Annotated in this window: 16 protein-coding genes; 2 read left to right on the top strand and 14 right to left on the bottom strand. The window is 65.1% G+C overall.

Annotated elements, in window-relative coordinates:
* The first annotated feature begins 101 nt into the window (after positions 1-101).
* Positions 102-5258 (top strand): Cna B-type domain-containing protein, encoded by a 5157-nt coding sequence (locus tag C1876_RS06065; protein ID WP_114545826.1) that lies wholly within the window; start codon positions 102-104, stop codon positions 5256-5258.
* A gap of 158 nt (positions 5259-5416) precedes the next feature.
* On the opposite strand, the gene atpC is transcribed toward C1876_RS06065, so the two are convergent.
* The 13 genes from atpC to C1876_RS06130 form a co-directional block, all read right to left on the bottom strand.
* Positions 5417-5827 carry an ATP synthase F1 subunit epsilon gene (atpC, locus tag C1876_RS06070; protein ID WP_114545827.1) on the bottom strand — a complete coding sequence of 137 codons (411 nt, stop codon included), beginning with the start codon at positions 5825-5827 and terminating at the stop codon, positions 5417-5419.
* Complete coding sequence (atpD, locus tag C1876_RS06075; protein ID WP_114545828.1) at positions 5827-7278, bottom strand: F0F1 ATP synthase subunit beta; 1452 nt, start codon at positions 7276-7278, stop codon at positions 5827-5829. The genes atpC and atpD overlap by 1 nt, the downstream gene beginning before the upstream one ends.
* Positions 7279-8187: an ATP synthase F1 subunit gamma gene (gene atpG, locus C1876_RS06080; protein WP_114545829.1), complete on the bottom strand. Its 909-nt coding sequence runs from the start codon at positions 8185-8187 to the stop codon at positions 7279-7281.
* 12 nt (positions 8188-8199) lie between these two features.
* On the bottom strand, positions 8200-9768 hold the full coding sequence (gene atpA / locus C1876_RS06085; RefSeq protein WP_114545830.1) for a F0F1 ATP synthase subunit alpha: 1569 nt from the start codon (positions 9766-9768) through the stop codon (positions 8200-8202).
* Positions 9768-10346, bottom strand: a complete 579-nt coding sequence (gene atpH / locus C1876_RS06090) for an ATP synthase F1 subunit delta (protein ID WP_114545831.1) — start codon at positions 10344-10346, stop codon at positions 9768-9770. The genes atpA and atpH overlap by 1 nt, the downstream gene beginning before the upstream one ends.
* Positions 10336-10956 (bottom strand): F0F1 ATP synthase subunit B, encoded by a 621-nt coding sequence (gene atpF, locus C1876_RS06095; RefSeq protein ID WP_114545832.1) that lies wholly within the window; start codon positions 10954-10956, stop codon positions 10336-10338. The genes atpH and atpF overlap by 11 nt, the downstream gene beginning before the upstream one ends.
* Positions 10957-11010: 54 nt before the next feature.
* Entirely contained in the window at positions 11011-11229 is a 219-nt protein-coding gene (gene atpE / locus C1876_RS06100) for an ATP synthase F0 subunit C (protein WP_009304825.1), read from the bottom strand.
* A gap of 121 nt (positions 11230-11350) precedes the next feature.
* On the bottom strand, positions 11351-12136 hold the full coding sequence (atpB, locus tag C1876_RS06105) for a F0F1 ATP synthase subunit A (protein WP_114545833.1): 786 nt from the start codon (positions 12134-12136) through the stop codon (positions 11351-11353).
* 19 nt (positions 12137-12155) lie between these two features.
* Positions 12156-12437 carry a hypothetical protein gene (locus C1876_RS06110; protein WP_114545834.1) on the bottom strand — a complete coding sequence of 94 codons (282 nt, stop codon included), beginning with the start codon at positions 12435-12437 and terminating at the stop codon, positions 12156-12158.
* Positions 12438-12673: 236 nt separating this feature from the next.
* A complete protein-coding gene (locus tag C1876_RS06115) occupies positions 12674-13144 on the bottom strand; it encodes a deoxycytidylate deaminase (RefSeq protein WP_211309514.1) in 471 nt (156 codons plus the stop codon).
* 21 nt (positions 13145-13165) lie between these two features.
* A complete protein-coding gene (gene upp / locus C1876_RS06120; protein WP_114545836.1) occupies positions 13166-13807 on the bottom strand; it encodes a uracil phosphoribosyltransferase in 642 nt (213 codons plus the stop codon).
* 12 nt (positions 13808-13819) lie between these two features.
* Positions 13820-15076, bottom strand: a complete 1257-nt coding sequence (gene glyA / locus C1876_RS06125; protein WP_114545837.1) for a serine hydroxymethyltransferase — start codon at positions 15074-15076, stop codon at positions 13820-13822.
* Between the two features lie 123 nt (positions 15077-15199).
* The gene (locus tag C1876_RS06130) at positions 15200-16081 is read right to left on the bottom strand and encodes a LysR family transcriptional regulator (protein WP_114545838.1); all 882 of its coding nucleotides are present in this window, start codon (positions 16079-16081) and stop codon (positions 15200-15202) included.
* A 180-nt stretch (positions 16082-16261) separates the two neighbouring features.
* Here C1876_RS06130 and C1876_RS06135 point away from each other — a divergent pair, with 180 nt between their 5' ends.
* Positions 16262-18514: an oxidoreductase gene (locus tag C1876_RS06135; protein WP_114545839.1), complete on the top strand. Its 2253-nt coding sequence runs from the start codon at positions 16262-16264 to the stop codon at positions 18512-18514.
* A gap of 61 nt (positions 18515-18575) precedes the next feature.
* Here the strand turns inward: C1876_RS06135 and rpiB are convergent, their stop codons facing one another.
* A complete protein-coding gene (gene rpiB, locus C1876_RS06140) occupies positions 18576-19013 on the bottom strand; it encodes a ribose 5-phosphate isomerase B (RefSeq protein ID WP_114545840.1) in 438 nt (145 codons plus the stop codon).
* Positions 19014-19058: the final 45 nt, after the last annotated feature.

Here is a 19058-nt window from a genome sequence, read left to right on the forward strand (position 1 = left end):
GCAACGCACCGACAACGCGGGGATAGCATTCGCGCGACCCGATGACGGTCCCGGTTATACTGCGCGGCATCACCTAGCCCCGAGTATGCAAGGACCCCACATTGGATACGCTTACCGCTCCCCACCCCCGCGCGCGCCTGCGGCGCGCCGTCGCTGCGCTGTGCATTGCGCTTGCGGCAGCGGCGCTCATCTTGATCGCCGCGCCTCCCGCCCATGCCGAGGGTTCCAAGGAACTCGTCGCGCATGGCGGCTACCGACCCTACACGGAACGCTACAACGCTTCCACGGCAGGTGAAAGCCGCCTGACCGAAATCTACGTCTACGCGAAAGAGGGCGAAACCGTCTCGTTCGGCACGAGCGTGAAGGACGCCGTCGCGCGCTTCACGAACGAGAAGATGGGCACGAACCTCTCGCCCGACGAACTGGCCGCCCTCAACAACACCGACATCGTCGTCTGCGACCCCGACTGGGTGCAGGAGCAGAAGGACAACCCCGGTTCGGGCAACTCCCACGCCTACCCCTACTTCGGCGGCACCCGCGATAACCGCGTGACCACCTACGACGTGAACGCCAGCGCCACCGCCAACAGCGGCGATGCCGGCTACATCGGCAGCTACGCCCGCGAGTCCGGCGGCCCCACCGGCCCGGACGGCGACGGCTACGCGCCCCTCACGTTCACGGCGCAGAAGAGCGGCGTGTACCTGTTCAAGTTCTACTCCCAGTCGCTGTCGAGCCGCAACCCGCAGCCCTACCTGTACGACAACGACGCGGCGTTCACCTCCGCGGCCCAGGCCGGCGGCACCGTGGCCGCATGGGACGTCACCGTGTCGAACGACAGCGGCGCGCAAACCGGCCGCGTGTTCACGAACAAGCTGTTCCTCAACATGGGCAACAACTTCGACAAGGCGGGCATCCTCAAGTCGCACATGTTCGCCGTCACCGACGACAACTACCACTACGAGATCGACTTCAACGGCATGGACCCGTTCGGCTTCGTGTTCTTCGCCAACAACCGCGGCATGCTCGAGCGAACGGGCGACGACGCCACGCACTCGCTGTACCATTCGGTGCGCTCGCAGAACAACGCGCTGAGCGACCTCGCCGATCACGGCGTCATCCTGAACAACGCGCCCACCACCGACCTCGACCGCACCTACAAGCTGTTCTTCAACAACCCCACCGATCCCGAGGTGCTCGCCGCGCTCGGCATCGCCTCGCAAACCGGCGAGAACACCATCAGCAACTTCGCGTTCACCGGCAACCCGAGCCCGAACCCGGCCGCACCCGACCTCGGCGCCAACGAGGGCTTCGTCAACAAGGGCGGCAAGTTCTCGTTCGACGTGGGCGACGACGTGGCCGCCACCTCCTACGAGATCGTTCTCACCTTCGGCGACAACAACGCCGTCACCCTGTCCAACACGCTGGTGAAAGGCACGAACACCATCGATTGGGACGGCCTCGACGCGAACGGCGTGCCCGTGCCCGCCGGCACGTACGACCTCAACAACGTGTCCATCAAGCTCAAGGGCGGCGAGGTGCACTTCCCCCTGCTCGACGTGGAGAACAACTACGACGGCGTCAAGATCCACCGCCTCGACGCGAGCGGCAACGTGGAGGATTCCACGGTGTACTACAACAACAGCGCCTCGAACGCCGGAGACACCACCGCCCCATGGAACATGACGAACTGGGTGGTGGCCGATCAGCAGGACCACAGCGTGACCGGCGTTGACACCTCCACGCAAGGTGCCATGGCGTACAAGAACCGCGCGGGCGATCAGACCGCCCTCGACATCTGGACCTACCACGACACGCCGCTCGTGCTGCAAAACTTCCAGTTCAAGCTCATCGACGTGCCCACGAAGCTCACCGTGCACAAGACCTGGGACCACGGCGCGAACCACGGCACGAGGCCCACGGAAGTTACGGTGGAGCTGCTGGAGAACGGCCAGCTCAGCACCCGCCCCGACGCCACGCAAACCCTCACGGTAAGTCCCGACGCCGACACGGACGGCGGCTCCTACACCTGGGAGAAGCTCGACCCGACCAAAACGTGGACGGTGCGCGAAACCGGCGTGCCGGAAAGCTATCAGCCCTCCGAGGCCATCGTCGGCGACAACGAGGAAGGCTGGTCCATCGAGCTCACGAACACCTACATCGGCGACGCCACGCGCATCGTGGTGCAGAAGGACTGGAACGGCACGCCCCCTCCCGACGAGCTCAAGGTTGACATCGTGGGCATCGACGCCAACGACCAGGAGCAGTACCGCACCACCCTCACGCTGAACGCGGCCAACGGCTGGTCCGCCTCCATCGAGGACCTCACGGCCGACCAGCGCAAGCTGTGGTTCCTGCTCGAGGAGAAGCTTCCCGACGGCTACCGCCCCCTCAGCGATACGAACGAAGTGATTCCCGGCGACGGCAGCGTGCGCACCCTCACGTTCTCGCTCGTGAACGAGAAGTTCGTCGACCTCTCCGTGACGAAGGCGTGGGACGACGATAACAACAGCAAGGGCTATCGCCCCCAGAACGTGCAGCTGCAGCTGCTCAAGGACGGTCAGCCCTTCGGCGACCCCGTCACCGTGAACGAGGCCGACGCGTGGACGTACACGTGGCACAACCTCAAGGACGACGGCGCGCACTACGAAGCCTTCGCCGTGTACGAGGTGGACCCCGCCGTGAACTACGAATCGAGCGCCGGGTCGAAGGATGCCGCCGCGCGTTTCGACAACAACGGCACCACGGTGATCACGAACAAGCTGGAGAACACCACCCAGTTCACCGTGACGAAGAACTGGGTGAACGATTCCACGTCCGATCTGCCTGCCAGCGTGGACGCGCAGCTGTACCAGAACGGCCAGCCCTACGGCGACCCCGTCACCCTCAACGAGGCCGGCGGATGGCAGCACACCTGGTTCAACCTGCCCGCCGACAACATGACGTACTATGCGCTGGAAACGGCCGTGCCGCCCGACTACGAGGCCGACATCGCGAGCACCGGCAACATCTCCACCATCACGAACACCTACACGGGCGGGGTGGCCGAGATCAACGTGCTGAAGGATTGGCAGGGCGCCGAGCCGCCCGCGTCCCTCGACGTGCGCGTGACCGGCAAGAACGCCGGCGGCGAGCAGAAGTACGACTCCGGCACCATCACGCTCACCGCAGCCGATAGCTGGAAGGCCACCCTGCCCATCGCCGTGGGACAGCGCAACCTCTCCTTCGAGGTATCCGAAGTGGTGCCCGACGGCTACCGCCAAATCGGCTCCGACAGCGCGCTGTCGAGCGACGGCAAAACGCTGACGTTCACCTTGACGAACCAGAAGCTCACCAGCCTGTCCGCCGAGAAGGTGTGGGACGACGACGATAACGCCAAGGGCATGCGCCCCGGCAGCGTGCGCCTGCAGCTGCTCAAAGACGGCCAGCCCCTCGGCGAGCCTGTCGCAGTGGACGCGAGCACGAACTGGGCGCACGCCTGGACCGACCTCGTGGACGACGGCAGCGTGTACACCGTGTACGAGATGGACGGCCTTCCCGGCTACACCTCGGACGCGCCCTCCGTCGAAAGCGCCGTCAGCTTCGTGAACGGCCACGCCACCATCACGAACACCATCATCCCCACCACGTCGTTCACCGTGGTCAAGCAGTGGGTAAACGATTCCACCGAGCCCCTGCCCGACGGCATCGACGTGCAGCTGTACCAGAACGACCAGCCCTACGGCAACCCGGTGCGCCTCACCGAAGCCGGCGGCTGGACGGCCACGTGGTCGAACCTGCCCGCCCAGGGCATGACCTACACGGCGCAGGAAGTGGCCATGCCGCCCAACTACACGTCCACCTCCATCACCGAGGGCAACGTGTGCACCATCACGAACACGTACACCGGCGGCGTGGCGCACATCACCGTGCAGAAGGAATGGACAGGCGCCGGCCAGCCCCCCGCGAGCCTTGACGTGCGCGTGACCGGCGCGAACGCCGCGGGCGAGCAGAAGTACGACTCCGGCGTGGTGACGCTCACCGCCGAGAACAACTGGACGGCCCTCCTGCCCATCGAGGTGGGCGAGCGCAACCTCTCGTTCGACGTGACCGAGGTCCTGCCCGACGGGTACGTGCAGACGGGCACGAACGCCGTGCTGTCCGACGACGGCACCGCGCTCACCTTCACGCTCACCAACCAGAAGGTGACCGACCTCACCGTGACGAAGGCATGGGACGACGGCGCCGACAGCCGCGGCATCCGCCCCTACAACGTGCGCATGCAGCTGCTCAAGGACGGCCAGCCCTTCGGCGAGGCGGTCATCGTGAGCCCCGACACCTCCTGGTCGCACACGTGGAGCGGGCTCGTCGACGACGGCAGCGTGTACCGCGTGCACGAAGTGACCGACGTGCCGGGCTACCATTCCAGCGCCCCCTCCGCCGACGAGGCCATCGACTTCGAAGGCGGCCAGGCAACCGTCACGAACGCGCTTGAACCCGTAACCACGTTCAGCGTGGTGAAGCAGTGGGTGAACTATGCGGGCGATCCCCTACCCGCCAGCGTGGACGTGCAGCTGTACCAGAACGGCCAGCCGCACGGCAACCCGGTGACGCTCACCGAGGAAGGCGGATGGCGCCACACATGGACGAACCTGCCCGAGACGGACATGACCTACACGGTGCAGGAGGTGAACGTGCCCGACGGCTACGAGTCCGAAACCACGGTCGACGGCGCCACGTGCACCATCGTGAACACGTACACCTCGGGCATCAAGAACCTCGTGGTGAAGAAAACCTGGGAGGGCGGAGAGCCGCCCGTCAGCCTCGACGTGAACGTGACCGGCGTCGATGCCGAGGGTCAGCAGCGCTACGACGCGGGTACGGTAACGCTCAGCGCCGAGAACAACTGGCAGACCGAGCTCGCCATCCCCTCCGGCAAGGGCAGCCTGACGTTCAGCGTGACCGAAACGGTGCCCGACGGCTTCACCCAGACGGCGCTCGACTCCGCGCTGTCCGACGACGGCACCACGCTCACGTTCACGCTCGTGAATACCGCCGACGTGCCGCCCACTCCCGAGCCCCCGACGCCCGAGCCGCCCACGCCGGGCACTCCGGGTACGCCGACCGCCCCCGCGAACGACCCCGGCACGCCGGCGCCGCTCGTGTCCACCGGTGACGGCATCGGACCTGCAGCCGTCGCGCTGGCCGGCCTTGCGGCCGCGGCGGGCATCGCCCTCATCGCGACGGCGGTACGCCGCCGTCAGCGCAGGATGCGCCCGTAGCCGCTGCTCGGACGCGCTTCCCTGCCGACCGCACTCCCCTCTCAACGAGAAGAGCCCCCTTTCGGGGGCTCTTCTTTTGCGTTACTCGTCAACCGCAGCACATCGGACTCTCGCGTTGCCAAGCGACCGAGGCCGCGTGTCGCAGAGCGCGTGTTCGCTTACGCCGCGTGGGCGGCTTTCAGCTGAACGGTGCACCACGCCTTGTCGGCCGCGAGCGTCGTCTTGCGAGCTTCCTCTTCGGACAGCCCGGACAGCTGCTCCTCGATGCCGGCCAGCTGCTCGCGCACCTGGTCGACGTTGATGTCAGCCACCGGCAACGCACGATCGGCCAGGATGATGACCTTGTCGTCCGTCACCTCGACGTACCCGCCTTGCAGGGCGTAATGCGCCACCTCGCTGGCGTCAGGTGCCTTCACGCGCGCCTCGCCATCGGCAAGCACGGACACGAGCGGTGCATGGCCTTTCAAAAAGCCCATCTCGCCTTCGACGCCGGGCACGACGACGAGCTCGACCTCTTGCGAGACCAGCTTCGCCACCGGCGTCACGATGTCGCACATGAACCCAGCCATTATGAAGCCTTCTTCATCTCTTCATACGCAGCGTAGACGTCCTCGATGGAACCCTTCATGCGGAAGCACTGCTCAGGGATCTCGTCGCACTCGCCGTCCAGGATGGCGGCGAAGGAACGGATGGTGTCCTCAAGCTTGACGTACTTGCCCGGCAGGCCCGTGAACTGCTCGGCCACGTGGAAGCACTGACCGAAGAACTGCTGCGCCTTACGGGCACGGTTCACGATCTTCTTCTGGTCCTCGGACAGCTCGTCCATACCCAGGATGGCGATGATGTCCTGCAGGTCCTTGTAGTTCTGCAGCAGCTCCTGGATGCCCACGGCGACGCGATAGTGCTCTTCGCCGACGATCTGCGGGTCGAGCGCGCGGGAGGTGGACTCCAGCGGGTCGACGGCCGGGTAGATGCCCAGCTCGGAGATCGAACGGGACAGAACCGTCTTCGCGTCGAGGTGCGTGAACGTCGTGGCCGGCGCGGGGTCGGTCAGGTCGTCAGCGGGCACGTACACGGCCTGCACGGACGTGATGGAGCCGGTGGTCGTCGACGTGATGCGCTCCTGCAGGTCGCCCATCTCGGTGGCCAGCGTCGGCTGGTAACCCACGGCAGACGGCATGCGGCCGAGCAGAGCGGACACCTCGGAGCCGGCCTGCGTGAAGCGGAAGATGTTGTCCACGAACAAGAGCACGTCCTGGCCCTGATCGCGGAAGTACTCCGCCTCGGTGAGGCCCGCCAGACCGACGCGCAGACGCGCTCCCGGCGGTTCGTTCATCTGACCGTACACGAGGCAGGTCTTGTTGATAACGCCCGAGTCGCTCATCTCGAGGTAGAGGTCGGTACCCTCGCGGGTACGCTCGCCCACGCCCGTGAACACCGACGTGCCGCCGTGTTCCTGGGCCAGGTTGTTGATGAGCTCCTGGATGATAACGGTCTTGCCCACGCCGGCGCCGCCGAACAGGCCCGTCTTGCCGCCCTTGACGAAGGGCTCGACGAGGTCGATGGCCTTGATGCCGGTCTCGAAGATCTCGGTGGTCGTGGACAGCTCGTCGTAGTCCGGAGCCGGACGGTGGATGGGCATGTAGCCCTTCACCTCGGGCATCGGCTTCTCGTCGACGGGCTCGCCGATGACGTTCCAGATGCGGCCCAGGGTCTCGGGACCCACGGGCATCATGATCGGGTGACCCGTGTCGACAACCTCGAGGCCGCGGACGAGACCGTCCGTCGAGCTCATGGAAACCGAGCGGACCAGGTTGCCCGGCAGGTGCGTCTCAACCTCGAGCACGAGGTGCAGATCGCCCGCCAGGGTTTTCGCATCAACCGTCAGCGCGTTGTAAATCGCCGGCAGCTGATCAGGGGGGAACTCGACGTCAACAACAGGACCGACGATACGCACAATGCGACCGGTAGCGCCCTTGCTGGCCTCGATCTCCTCCTTCGTAAGTAATTGTTCAGCCATTTAATCCTCCAAAGCCGCTGCGCCACCGACGATCTCGGAAATCTCCGTCGTGATAGCGCCCTGGCGTACGCGGTTATACAGTCTAGTCAACGTTTCGAGCACTTCGGTAGCGTTGTCCGTTGCCGACATCATGGCGTTGCGACGTGCGCCCTGCTCGGCGGCTGCCGAGTCGATGAGCGCGTGGTACAGCGTCGTGCGCACATACGCCGGCAGCAGGCGGTCGAGAACAGCCTCGGCACTCGGCTCGAAGATCACGTCGCCCTCGAGCTTAGCGTCGCCCTCCGACAGCTGCACGCCGTCGGTGGCAAGCTCGGCCTCGAGCGCAGCCGTGTCCACGGGCAGCACGAGCTCCGTACGAAGCACCTGCTCGGCCGCGTTCTTCGAGTGGTTGTACACGACCACGACCTCGTCGATCGTGCCGTTCTCGTACCCGTCGATGGCGTACGCCGCAACGGACGCGGCTTCCTCCATCGTCGGATCGGCAGAAAGGTCAATGAAGCCGAGCGCCGGCTCTACCTTGCGGTAGGTGAAGTACCCGACGGCCTTCTTACCGCAGGCGACGACCTCGGTGGACGCGCCTGCGGCCTGCTTTTCCTTCATGAGACGCTCGACGTGCCGCAGCACGTTGCTGTTGAAACCGCCGGCGAGGCCGCGGTCCGACACAACGACGACGAACAGCACGTTCTTCACTTCGTCGTGCGTGCGCAACAGCGCGTTTTCGGAGCCACCTACACGCTTGGCAACGTTGGCCAACATTTCGACCATGGAGTCGGCATACGGCGTCGCAGCCGCCACGCGCTCTCCTGCGCGACGGACCTTGGCAGCCGCTACCATCTGCATGGTACGCGTGATCTGCTTCGTCGAAGTGACGGAGCTGATACGCCTTTCTATGTCGTGAAGGTTGGGCATAGTCTACCTGCCTTAGGAAGCCGAGGGCGAGAACTGCAGCTTGAAAGCTTCAATCGCAGCGTTCAGGTCGGTTTCGATGGTATCGGTAAACTTCTGCGCCTTCTCGAGGGCCTCGACGATCTCCGGCTTGGAAGCGTGGATGAAGTCGAGGAACTCGCCGCGGAAGCGGACGACGTCGGACACGGGGATGTCGTCAAGGTAGCCATGCGCACCTGCGTAGATGGACATAGCCTGATCCATGACGGGCATCGGCACGTAACGACCCTGCTTCAACAGCTCGGTCATATGGGCGCCGCGGTTCAGCTGATCCTGCGTCGACTTGTCGAGGTCGCTGCCGAACTGCGTGAACGCCTGCAGCTCGCGATAGGACGCGAGGTCGAGGCGCAGCGTGCCGGCAACCTGCTTCATAGCCTTGACCTGCGCAGAACCGCCAACGCGCGACACCGAGATGCCGACGTTGACCGCGGGGCGCTGGCCCTGGAAGAACAGGTCGGTGGACAGGAAGATCTGGCCGTCCGTGATGGAGATGACGTTGGTCGGGATGTAGGCGGACACGTCGCCTGCCTGCGTCTCGATCATGGGCAGCGCCGTGAGCGAGCCCGCGCCGTACTCGTCGGACATCTTGACCGCGCGCTCCAGCAAGCGGGAGTGCAGGTAGAAGATGTCGCCCGGGTAGGCTTCGCGTCCCGGCGGGCGACGCAGCGTCAGCGACATCTGTCGGTACGCCACAGCCTGCTTGGACAGGTCGTCGTAGATGCACAGCACGTGGCGGCCCGGGTTCTCGGCCGTGGCCGGCTGGCCGTCTTCGCCGTTGTACATGAAGTACTCGCCGATTGCGGCACCCGCCATCGGGGCGATGTACTGCAGCGGAGCGGAGTCGGACGCGGAGGCGTTCACGATGATCGTGTACTCCATCGCGCCGTGCTTCTCAAGCGTCTCCACCAGGCCGGCAACCGTGGAAGCCTTCTGGCCGATGGCGACGTAGATGCAGATCATGTTCTTGCCCTTTTGGTTGATGATGGCATCAACCGCGATGGACGTCTTGCCGGTCTGGCGGTCGCCGATGATCAGCTCGCGCTGGCCGCGGCCGATGGGAATCATCGAGTCGATAGCCAGGATACCGGTCTGCATCGGCTCCTCGACGGGCTGGCGCTGGATGACGCCGGGGGCTTTGAACTCCACCGGGCGCATGCCGTCTGCCTTGATGGGACCCTTGCCGTCGATGGGCATGCCGAGCGGGTTCACCACGCGGCCGAGCATTTCCTTGCCCGAGGGGATCTCCACGATACGACCGGTCGTCTTGACCTGGTCGTTTTCCTTGATTGCGGTGACGTCACCAAGCAACACGGCGCCGACTTCGTCCTCTTCGAGGTTCTGAGCCATACCGTAGACGGTCTGGCCGTTGGAACCCACGAACTCGAGGAGCTCGCCCGCCATGGCGTCTTTGAGGCCGTCGACGCGCGCGATGCCGTCGCCGATCTGGATGACGGTTCCGACTTCGCGAGACTCGACGCTCGTATTGAGCGCATCAAGCTGCTTGCGCAGTGCTTCGTCAATAGACTGTGCGGTGATTTCAGTCACTAGCATTCACCTCCATCTGATGTGAGTTTGAGCACGTTGCGAGCACTTTCCAACTGCGACAGGACGCTGGCGTCGATGCGCTTGCCGTTGGCACTCATCAATATGCCGCCGAGCAGGGACTTGTCGATGTGCTCGCGCAACACGACGTTCGTTCCCAAGTCGGCTTCAGCTTTCGTAATAATGACCTCGCGCAGGTGATCGTCCAGTTCGACGACGGTCGTGACGTCGACGACGGTGACGTTCAGCTTGCGTTCGAGCTGTTCTCCATAGCTGGCCCATACGCGCGACAGCAACGCGAAGTCCCCGCGTTCGGCCATGACGGCCAGAACGTCGACGAGGACGGGGTTGCACTCGGCGAAAAGATTCCGCACGAGCTGGCCCCTCTGCTCGGGCGTATAGGAGCTGTCCTCCAAGGCGTCGGAGAGATCCATGTTCGAACGTGCGATGCGCATGATGCGCTCGGCCTGGTCGCGGACCTCGAGCACGGCGTCCTGACCGCCTGCTTCGTATGCGCCGTCCAACAAGACGGACGCATACGTCGCGACCTTCTCTTTGAGAATTTGGCGGTTAGTTGGCATTGAAACTGCCCGCCTCGTTCACGTAGCGCTCGATGATCTTGCGGTGCTCGGCGTCGTTCAGGTCCTCGCCGATGAGGCGGGACGCGACGGCGACGGACAGGTCGGCAACCGAGCCCTGGAGCTCGGAGATGGCAGCCTTCTTCTCCGCTTCGATGGCGTTGTGCGCCTTCTCGATCATCATGGTGGCCTCGGACTGCGCCTTGTCGGTGATGTCAGCCTTCACGGCCTCGCCCGTCTTCTTCGCGTCGGCGACGATCTGGGCAGCCTGGGACTTGGCATCCTCCAGCTGGCGCTTGTATTCCTCAAGCACGCGCTCGCTTTCGACGCGAGCCTGCTCGGACTTCTCAAGAGAATCCTTGATGGTCATCTCGCGCTTCTCCAGCATGGCCTCGAACTTCGGCCAACCGAACTTGGCCAAGACGACCCACAGCAGGATGAAGATCACGAGCATGGGGATGAATTCCGCCATGTCGGGCAGGATGGCACTCAGGCCGCCCGATGACTCTTCTTCAGCCGCGAACGCGAGCGCAGGGAAAGCAAACGTCATGCCGGCGCCGGCAAGCGCGGCGAGCCCGATACGGGCCGATGTTTCTTTCGCTTTAGCTTTCACGTACGTTACCTCCTTGTAAGCCTTATACGGCACGGTATCCGAATACAGGCTTAGTTACACGATGAAGGTAAGCACGAAGCCGATGAGGCCCAGAGCCTCGGCGAGAGCGGCACCGATGATGAAGTTCGTGAACAGACGGCCCTGCAGTTCGGGCTGACGAGCGGTCGCAACGCAGCAGCCGTAGCAGGCGATGCCGATGCCCAGGCCGGGGCCGATGGTCGACAGGCCGTAGCCTACGAGTTTCAAGGCCGCGAGAGCGAGTGTAATTTCCACAGTTTCCTCCTTTTACCGTTCTCGGGCTTTTCCCGAGAACTATGGACACCTATCTATGCCAACCAGCCGTGGAATAGCCGGTCAAACACCAAACATGGATCGCGCGTGACGCGCGGACGACCTAGTGGTCGGACGTGGCCAGGCCGATGTACACCGCGCTGAGGATGGTGAACACGTATGCCTGCAGGAATGCGACCAGCACCTCGAGCGCGTACATGGCGAACAGGAACAGCATCCACGCGATGGAGACGCCGCCGACGGCAACGCCCGCACCCTGGATAGCGGAACCGATGAACACGCTGGTGAGCAGTGCGAAGATGCCGAGGACCATGTGGCCGGCGAACATGTTGCCGTAGAGTCGAACGGCCAGCGTGAGCACGCGCAGCACGGTGGAGAACAGTTCGAGGAACCACACGATGGGAACCATCACGATGGGCAGGCCGGCCGGCGCGAACGACTTGAGGTAGCCGCCGAGGCCCTTCGCCTTGATGCCCCAGAAGATGAAGTACACGAACGAGATGGCCGACAGCGCCCAGGTGATGCTGATGGACCCGGTGGGGGTCTTGCAGCCCGGGATGAGGCCCACGAAGTTGCTGATGAGGATGAAGAAGAACAGCGTGGCCAGGAACGGCAGGTGCTTCTTGTAGCCGTGGCCGATGGCGCTCTCGCCCATATCCTTCTTCACGAACTCGTAGCCGTACTCCACCATGTTGGTGAACTTGTTCGTGGGGATGATCGTGAGGCGCTTGCTGGCGGCGAGCACGACGACGAGCGTGATGAGGAAGCAGATGAGCATCCACAGCACGTATTGCGTCATGCCGAACGACCCCGACCCGAACACAAAGGTGGGATCGAAAGAATGCTGCAGGTGGGGTACCTGTTCCGCAAGGGATTCAAGAGGATTCACGTGTCTTTACCTTTCCATCTTACTTCCGCACGAGATTGCTGACGCCGAACCCGATAGCCGCGACGGAAAGAGCCACGACTTCGGCAAGAACAAAGGGCAGGATGAGCTCGCGCGCGAGCAACGCGCAGGCGATGGCGGAAACGAAAAGCACAGCGACGGAAAGCAGCACACCCAGAAGAAGGGCACCGGCGTGCCCCAGGTTGCTGGTATCGGTCACTCGTCTCGTCATGCGCAAACCGACGAACAGCGGAGCGAACCCCGCGATGCCTGCAAGCGCCCCCAATACGATAGCTATTGCCATGTCCCACTTTCTTCTTGACCGTCGAGCGCACACGCGCGCATCCATACCAAGCCACGACGTATGATAACGGAACTTCACGTTTGTCCAACGTCGGGGTTACAAAAAGTTACAAAAATAGGGTGAGTGGAGGAATAAACCGGTCAAAAAACTGCATAAAGCGCGAAGGAACGGTCAGCGAAACCGTATATTCCTTGAGCGGACGGGGCCGCGGCGCGTTCGCCCGGCCCCGCGCTCCCCTACCCTTCGAAGACGCGCAGCTTCATGCCGGCTTCCTCGAGCATGGACATGGACAAGTCGTCGGGATACGGGTTCTGGTAAACGATCTCGTCGATGCCGGCGTTGATGAGCATCTTGGCGCACACGACGCAGGGCTGCGTGTTGATGTAGATGGACGCCCCCGTGATGTTGATGCCGTAGCGCGCCGCCTGGATGATGGCGTTCTGCTCGGCGTGCAGGCCGCGGCAGATCTCGTGGCGCTGCCCGCTGGGCACGCCGAGCTGCTGGCGCAAGCACCCCGTCTCGGCGCAGTGGCGCATGCCGGTGGGCACGCCGTTGTAGCCCGTGGCCAGGATACGGCGGTCCTTCACGATGACGGCCCCCACCGCACGGCGCATGCACGTCGTGCGCGTGGCCACCTCGTTCGCCAGGGTCATGAAGTACTCGTCCCAGCTGGGGCGCTTGTCAAGATGAGGCACTGCAGTTTCCATGAGGGGTCCCGTCTTTCCGTCCTACTTCGTACCGAAGATGCGGTCGCCGGCGTCGCCCAGGCCGGGCACGATGTAGGCGTGGTCGTTGAGGCACTCGTCGATGGCGCAGGTGTAGATCTGCACGTCGGGGTCGGCGGCCAGGACGGCCTCGATGCCGACGGGCGCCGCCACGAGCACGACGAGCTTGACGTTCTTCACGCCGAGCTTGCGCAGGTACGAGATGGCCGCGGTGGCCGAGCCGCCGGTGGCGAGCATCGGGTCCACCACGAGCACGTCGCGCTGCGCGATGCTGTCGGGCAGCTTCGCGTAGTACTCGTGCGGCTCGTGGGTTTCGGGGTCGCGGTACATGCCGAGGTGCCCCACGAACGTGGACGGCATGAGTTCCTGCAGGCCCTCCACCATGCCGAGGCCCGCGCGCAGGATGGGCACGATGACCATTTTCTTGCCGGCCACCTGCTTGCACGTGGTGGTGCAGATGGGCGTTTCAACCTCGACGTCTTCCAGCTCGAGGTCGCGCGTGGCCTCGTAGCCTTCGAAGATGGACAGCTCGCGCACGAGGGCGCGGAAGTCCTTCGAGGACGTGTTCTTGTTGCGCAGCTTGGACAGCTTGTGCTGGACCATCGGATGGTCGATGACGGTGACGCGGTCGTATGCATTCGTCATGGGCTGAGGCTCCTAGTAGTCGAGTTCCGGGTAGAGCGGGTGGGCGGCCAAGAGGGCGTCCACCTTGGTGCGCACGTCGGCGAGCTTCGTCTCGTTGTCGGCGTTGAACACCGTGGCGGCGATGAGCTGGCCCACCTCGTAGAAGTCGTCGGCGGTGAAGCCGCGCGTGGTGGCGGCGGCCGACCCCACGCGGATGCCGCTCGTGACGAACGGGCTGCGCGGCTCGTTGGGGATGGAGTTCTTGTTCACCGTGAGGCCGACGCTCTCGAGCAGCTTCTCGGCGTCCTTGCCGGTGACGTCGGCGGGCGTGAGGTCGACGAGGCACAGGTGGTTGTCGGTGCCGCCGGACACGAGGCGCAGGCCCCCGTCCATCATGCCGGCCCCGAGCGTGCGGGCGTTCTCCACCACGTGGTCGATGTATGCGGCGTAGGCGGGCTGCAGCGCCTCGCCGAACGCGATGGCCTTGCCGGCGATGACGTGCATGAGCGGGCCGCCCTGCGAGCCGGGGAACACGGCCTTGTCGATTTTCTTGGCGATGTCCTCGTCGTTGGACAGGATGAAGCCGCCGCGCGGGCCGCGCAGCGTCTTGTGGCTCGTGGACGTGACGACGTCGGCGTGCGGCACGGGGCTCGGATGCGCGCCCGTGGCCACGAGGCCGGCGATGTGGGCCATGTCCACCATGAAGTACGCGCCCACCTCGTGCGCGATGGCGGCCATGCGCTCGAAGTCGATGATGCGGGGGTAGGCGCTCGCGCCGCCCACGATGAGCTTCGGGCGAACCTCCTTGGCGATGCGCTCCACGTCGTCGTAGTCGATGGTCTCGGTTTCGGAATCCACGCCGTAGCTGGCGAAGTTGTAGTGGCGGCCCGAGAAGTTCACCGGCGAGCCGTGCGTGAGGTGGCCGCCTTCGGCGAGGCTCATGCCCAGCACGGTGTCGCCGAGCTCGATGAGCGCCTCGTACGCGCCCAGGTTCGCGTTCGCGCCGCAGTGGGGCTGCACGTTCGCGAAGCCGGCGCCGAACAGCTGGCAGGCGCGCTCGCGCGCGAGATCCTCCACGAGGTCGACCTTCTCGCATCCACCGTAGTAGCGCTTGCGCGGATAGCCTTCGGCGTACTTGTTCGTGAGCACGCTGCCCACGGCTTCCATGACGGCGGGCGACGTGAAGTTCTCCGACGCGATGAGCTCGACGGAGTCGCGTTCGCGCGCAAGCTCCTGGCGCATCGCGTCGGCGACGGCGGGATCGGTCTGAGGTACGTAGGTGAGCGGCATGGAGTGCCCCCTTCGGGAACCGGATGTTTTCAGAATCGACTCATGCTAGCACAATCGATGCAGGCCATGGAACCTCAACGGGGATCAAGGCGCGAAACGACAGCCGGATGCGAACGGCAGGCCTTAGGCCAGGTAGCGCTCGAGCCATGAAAGCACGGTGCCCGCCGCGCGGGAGAGCGGTCGGGCGCTCGGAACGATAGCACTGACTTCCCAGGTCAAACGCGGATCATCAAGCGCGATGGCAACGATGCCGTCCTGGCAGAACCGCTCGGCCGTGCGGGCCGGCACGATGCACGCGCCGCGCTTTTGCCGCATTTGATCGAGGATGAGATGGTAGTCGTGCCACCGATAATCCATGGCAAGGCGAAGGCCTCGCTCGCGGGAAAACGCGCCGAGCGACACGTCGAGGGGAAACGTCTCGCTCAAGCCGAACCAGGTGATGCCGCGCAGCCCTTCCACATCGCGCCGCCCGTCGGCAAGCAGCGACTCGTGCACGGCCGCGCACAGCGGGATGCGGCACAGCGACACGCAGCGCGTGCCCGGGGCGTCGATGCTGCCCGCCACGAGCACGAGGTCTTTGCCGCCTTCGGCCACGCACTGAGCCGCAAGCACCGGTTCGACGATGTCGATGTCCAAGCTCATGCGGTGCCCTTCGCCCGCGAACGCCGCCACCATCTCGTCGAGCGAGAGCGACAGCAACGCGCCGTAGGCAACCCCGAGCCCTACCGTTTCGACGGGACGGCTATCGGCAGCGCACAGCCGTTGCACCTCGTCGTAGGCGGTGAGCGCCTCGACCACCTTCGGGTACACCGCGTGCGCCAACGCGGTAGGCTCGAGGCCGAGCGGGCCCCTGACGAACAGCGGATGCCCCCATTCGGCCTCGACGCTTTTCAGAGCTCCGCTGAATCCCTGCCGCGTCAGATACGCCCGTTTGGCGGCTTTCCCGATGGAGCCGCTCTCGTAGGCGAGCCTGAAACACGTCAAGCCGTGTATGTCCATGTCCATCCCCTCCCCTCGTTGCCAGTATAGCAAAGCGCGCCCCGTCGGCAGCGCCGCCCGCGCGGGACGCGGGGCCTCCTGCGGCAGCAAGCTGCTGCGGGGTATCAGGCGATCGCTGCCTTGTCGGGGCGGGTGGCGCGCGGTTTCATGGCGCAAGGGGCATCGTCAACGAACAAGGAGGAGCATATGGACAAGCACGTCAAGCACGCGGGCATGTCGCGCAGGAGCTTTCTGCAGGGCATCGCCTGGGGAACCGTCGGCACGGGAGCGCTCGGCATGGGGGCGCTCTCCCTCGCGGGATGCGCTCCCGCCGCATCCGAGACGCATCGGGAGACGGGCGCCGCAACGGCGTCGGGTGCGCAGCCCGCAAGCGTCGCGACCGAGCTCAACCCGCAAGACTACGACTATACCGCGAATTCCATCACCGACTTCGGCTCGTCGACGCTGTTCTCCGATTGGCAGCTGGGACCCTTCACCTTCCATCACCGCATGGTGAAATCGGCCGCCTTCCAGCTGGCGTTCATGAAGAACAATCCGGACGAGTACGTCGGGTACTACGAGCGCATGGCGCGCGGCGGCGTCGAGATGATCTGGGTCGAGGACTTCGCCAACATCTGGGAGCTCACCGCAAGCCCGCTCAAGCAGGACTACGCGCTGTACGACGTGAAGCGGCTGCTCGACACGCTGCACGACGCGGGCGCGCGCGTCGGCTACCAGTTCGACACCATGGGCTCGGCCATCGGACCGCTCGTGTTCACCGAGAACTTCCTCGGATCGTACTCCACCGACGACGTGAAATCGTGGGAGCGGACCATCGTCGACATCGCCGTCAAGCTGCACGACGACGGGTTCGACGCCTTCGAGCTCAACTTCGCGGCGAACAACGTGGGGCAATCGTTCCTGTCGCGGGCGCGCAACAACCGCGACGACGAGTACGGGCCGCAATCGCTCGAGAACCGCACGCGTTTCGCCGTGGAAACCATCAAGGGCATCAAGGAGGCCTGCGGCGGCGACTTCGTCGTGCAGCTGCTGATCAACGGCATCGAGGCGAACGACCAGACCCTCGGGCAGGACTCGCCGTACAACTCCGTCGAGGAAGTGCAGGCCATCGCCCGCATACTCGAGCAGGCGGGGGCCGACAGCCTGCACGTGCGCCTCGGGCCCTGCGGCCAGCACGTGGCCCAGTTCGCGAACGATCTGTACTTCTCGGCGCGCGGACTGGAAGGCGCGAGCGGGTTCGGCAGCCGCTTCGATTTCTCGCGGCATTTCCAGGGCAAGCTGCGGGCCAGCCACTCGGGCTGCGGCATGATGATCGATGTGGCCGCCGAGATCAAGAGCGCCGTGTCCATCCCCGTCGGCGCGGCCACGTACATGGACCCGGCGCAGGCGCCCGATTACTTCGAGGAGGCCCTCGCCGACGGCAAGCTCGACTTCCTCGTGATGAACCGGCCGCTGTGCGTCGACCCCGAGTACGTGACGAAGCTGCGCGAGAACCGAATCGACGAGATAGCCCCCTGCACGCGCTGCTTGCACTGCTTCTACGACCCCGACAAGGCGGGAACGCTTCTGGAGCACTGCCGTGTGAACGCCGCGAACTGGCGCGCGTTCGGCGAGAGCATGCCGGAAGGCTGGACGCCGCAGGCGGCGGAGCAACCCAAGAAGGTGCTCGTTGCGGGCGGCGGTCCCGCCGGCATGGAAGCGGCGCGCGTGGCGGCGCAGCGCGGGCACGAGGTGACGCTGTACGAGAAGAGCGGCAGCCTGGGCGGGCTGCTCACGTCGGCGGCGGCCATCAAGGGACCGCACGAGAACCTCGAGCGCCTCGCCGCGTACCTCACGCGGCAGCAAGAGCTGTGCGGCGTGAAGGTGGTCACCAAGACGGAGGTCGATGCGCAGCTTGTCGAGCAGGAGCAGCCGGATGCGGTGATCGTGGCCACGGGCGGCACGCGCCCCGCTCCCCTGTTCGAGACGACCGGCGCTACGAGCGTGCTCGCCTTCGACGATGTTGTAGGCAGCGACCTGGGACAACGCGTGGTGGTGTTGGGCAGCAACGCCCAAGCGGCGGACGTGGCCGTGTACCTCGTGGCGCAGGGCAAGGACGTGACCATCGTGACGCCCGATCCGTTGGAGCTGTTCGAAAAGGGACATTCGGTGAACGTGCGCGGCTTCGTCGAAACGGCGCTCAACGCTCAGGGAACGCGCGTATGGCCGTCGGCAACGCTGTCGGCGGTGGGCGACGGCACCGTCTCCTTCACGAGCGAGGCGGGCGTGGACGTGACCGCGCCCTGCGATGCGCTCGTGGACATGCGCGACATGCTGCCGGACACTGCGCTGGCGGATGCGCTGACGGGCGTCGAGACGGTGGCGGTGGGCGATTGCGCCGACCCCTACAACATCGCGGAGGCCATCGCGGCGGGCAACCTCGCGGCCCGCGCCCTCTAGTGCGGGAAGCTCGCGGAGCCGACCCTTCCCGGCTCCGCGAGACCGGCCGGTTTCGGGCGAGCTACCCCTCGAGCGCGGTGATCTTCTTGACGCGGTCCGCGTGGCGGCCGCCGCCGAATTCGGTGGACACGAAGGCGTCGAGGATCTCGCGGTTCGTGGCTTCGTCGACGAAGCGGCCCGACACGGCCACGATGTTCGCGTCGTTGTGCTCGCGGGCCAGCGCGGCGAACACGGGGCTCGTCACGTTCGCGGCGCGGATGCCGTCGATCTTGTTGGCGGCCACGGCCATGCCGATGCCCGTGCCGCACACGAGCACGCCCCGCTCGGCCGCGCCGTCCACCACGTCATGCGCGACGAGGGCGGCAAAATCGGGGTAGTCCACGCGGTCGTCGGTGCCGGGGCCGCGGTCGATCACGTCGTGGCCGAGGCCTTCCAGGTACGCGGCGAGGGCCTGCTTCTGCTCGAAGCCCGCATGGTCGCTGGCAATGCTGATCTTCATCGGATGTCCTTCCCTTCTCGTCTTGGGGCCAGTATACGGCAAACC

This window comes from Eggerthella sinensis, from assembly GCF_003339815.1.
Taxonomy (GTDB): Bacteria; Actinomycetota; Coriobacteriia; order Coriobacteriales; family Eggerthellaceae; genus Eggerthella; species Eggerthella sinensis.

What these genes read in the sequence shown, in the direction of transcription:
- atpD (WP_114545828.1), bottom strand. Translation starts at nt 7,278, where the DNA reads ATGGCTGAACAATTACTTACGAAGGAGGAGATCGAGGCCAGCAAGGGC.
- C1876_RS06110 (WP_114545834.1), bottom strand. Translation starts at nt 12,437, where the DNA reads ATGGCAATAGCTATCGTATTGGGGGCGCTTGCAGGCATCGCGGGGTTC.
- atpC (WP_114545827.1), bottom strand. Translation starts at nt 5,827, where the DNA reads ATGGCTGGGTTCATGTGCGACATCGTGACGCCGGTGGCGAAGCTGGTC.
- glyA (WP_114545837.1), bottom strand. Translation starts at nt 15,076, where the DNA reads ATGCCGCTCACCTACGTACCTCAGACCGATCCCGCCGTCGCCGACGCG.
- C1876_RS06115 (WP_211309514.1), bottom strand. Translation starts at nt 13,144, where the DNA reads ATGGAAACTGCAGTGCCTCATCTTGACAAGCGCCCCAGCTGGGACGAG.
- upp (WP_114545836.1), bottom strand. Translation starts at nt 13,807, where the DNA reads ATGACGAATGCATACGACCGCGTCACCGTCATCGACCATCCGATGGTC.
- atpG (WP_114545829.1), bottom strand. Translation starts at nt 8,187, where the DNA reads ATGCCCAACCTTCACGACATAGAAAGGCGTATCAGCTCCGTCACTTCG.
- rpiB (WP_114545840.1), bottom strand. Translation starts at nt 19,013, where the DNA reads ATGAAGATCAGCATTGCCAGCGACCATGCGGGCTTCGAGCAGAAGCAG.
- atpH (WP_114545831.1), bottom strand. Translation starts at nt 10,346, where the DNA reads ATGCCAACTAACCGCCAAATTCTCAAAGAGAAGGTCGCGACGTATGCG.
- C1876_RS06135 (WP_114545839.1), top strand. Translation starts at nt 16,262, where the DNA reads ATGGACAAGCACGTCAAGCACGCGGGCATGTCGCGCAGGAGCTTTCTG.
- C1876_RS06130 (WP_114545838.1), bottom strand. Translation starts at nt 16,081, where the DNA reads ATGGACATGGACATACACGGCTTGACGTGTTTCAGGCTCGCCTACGAG.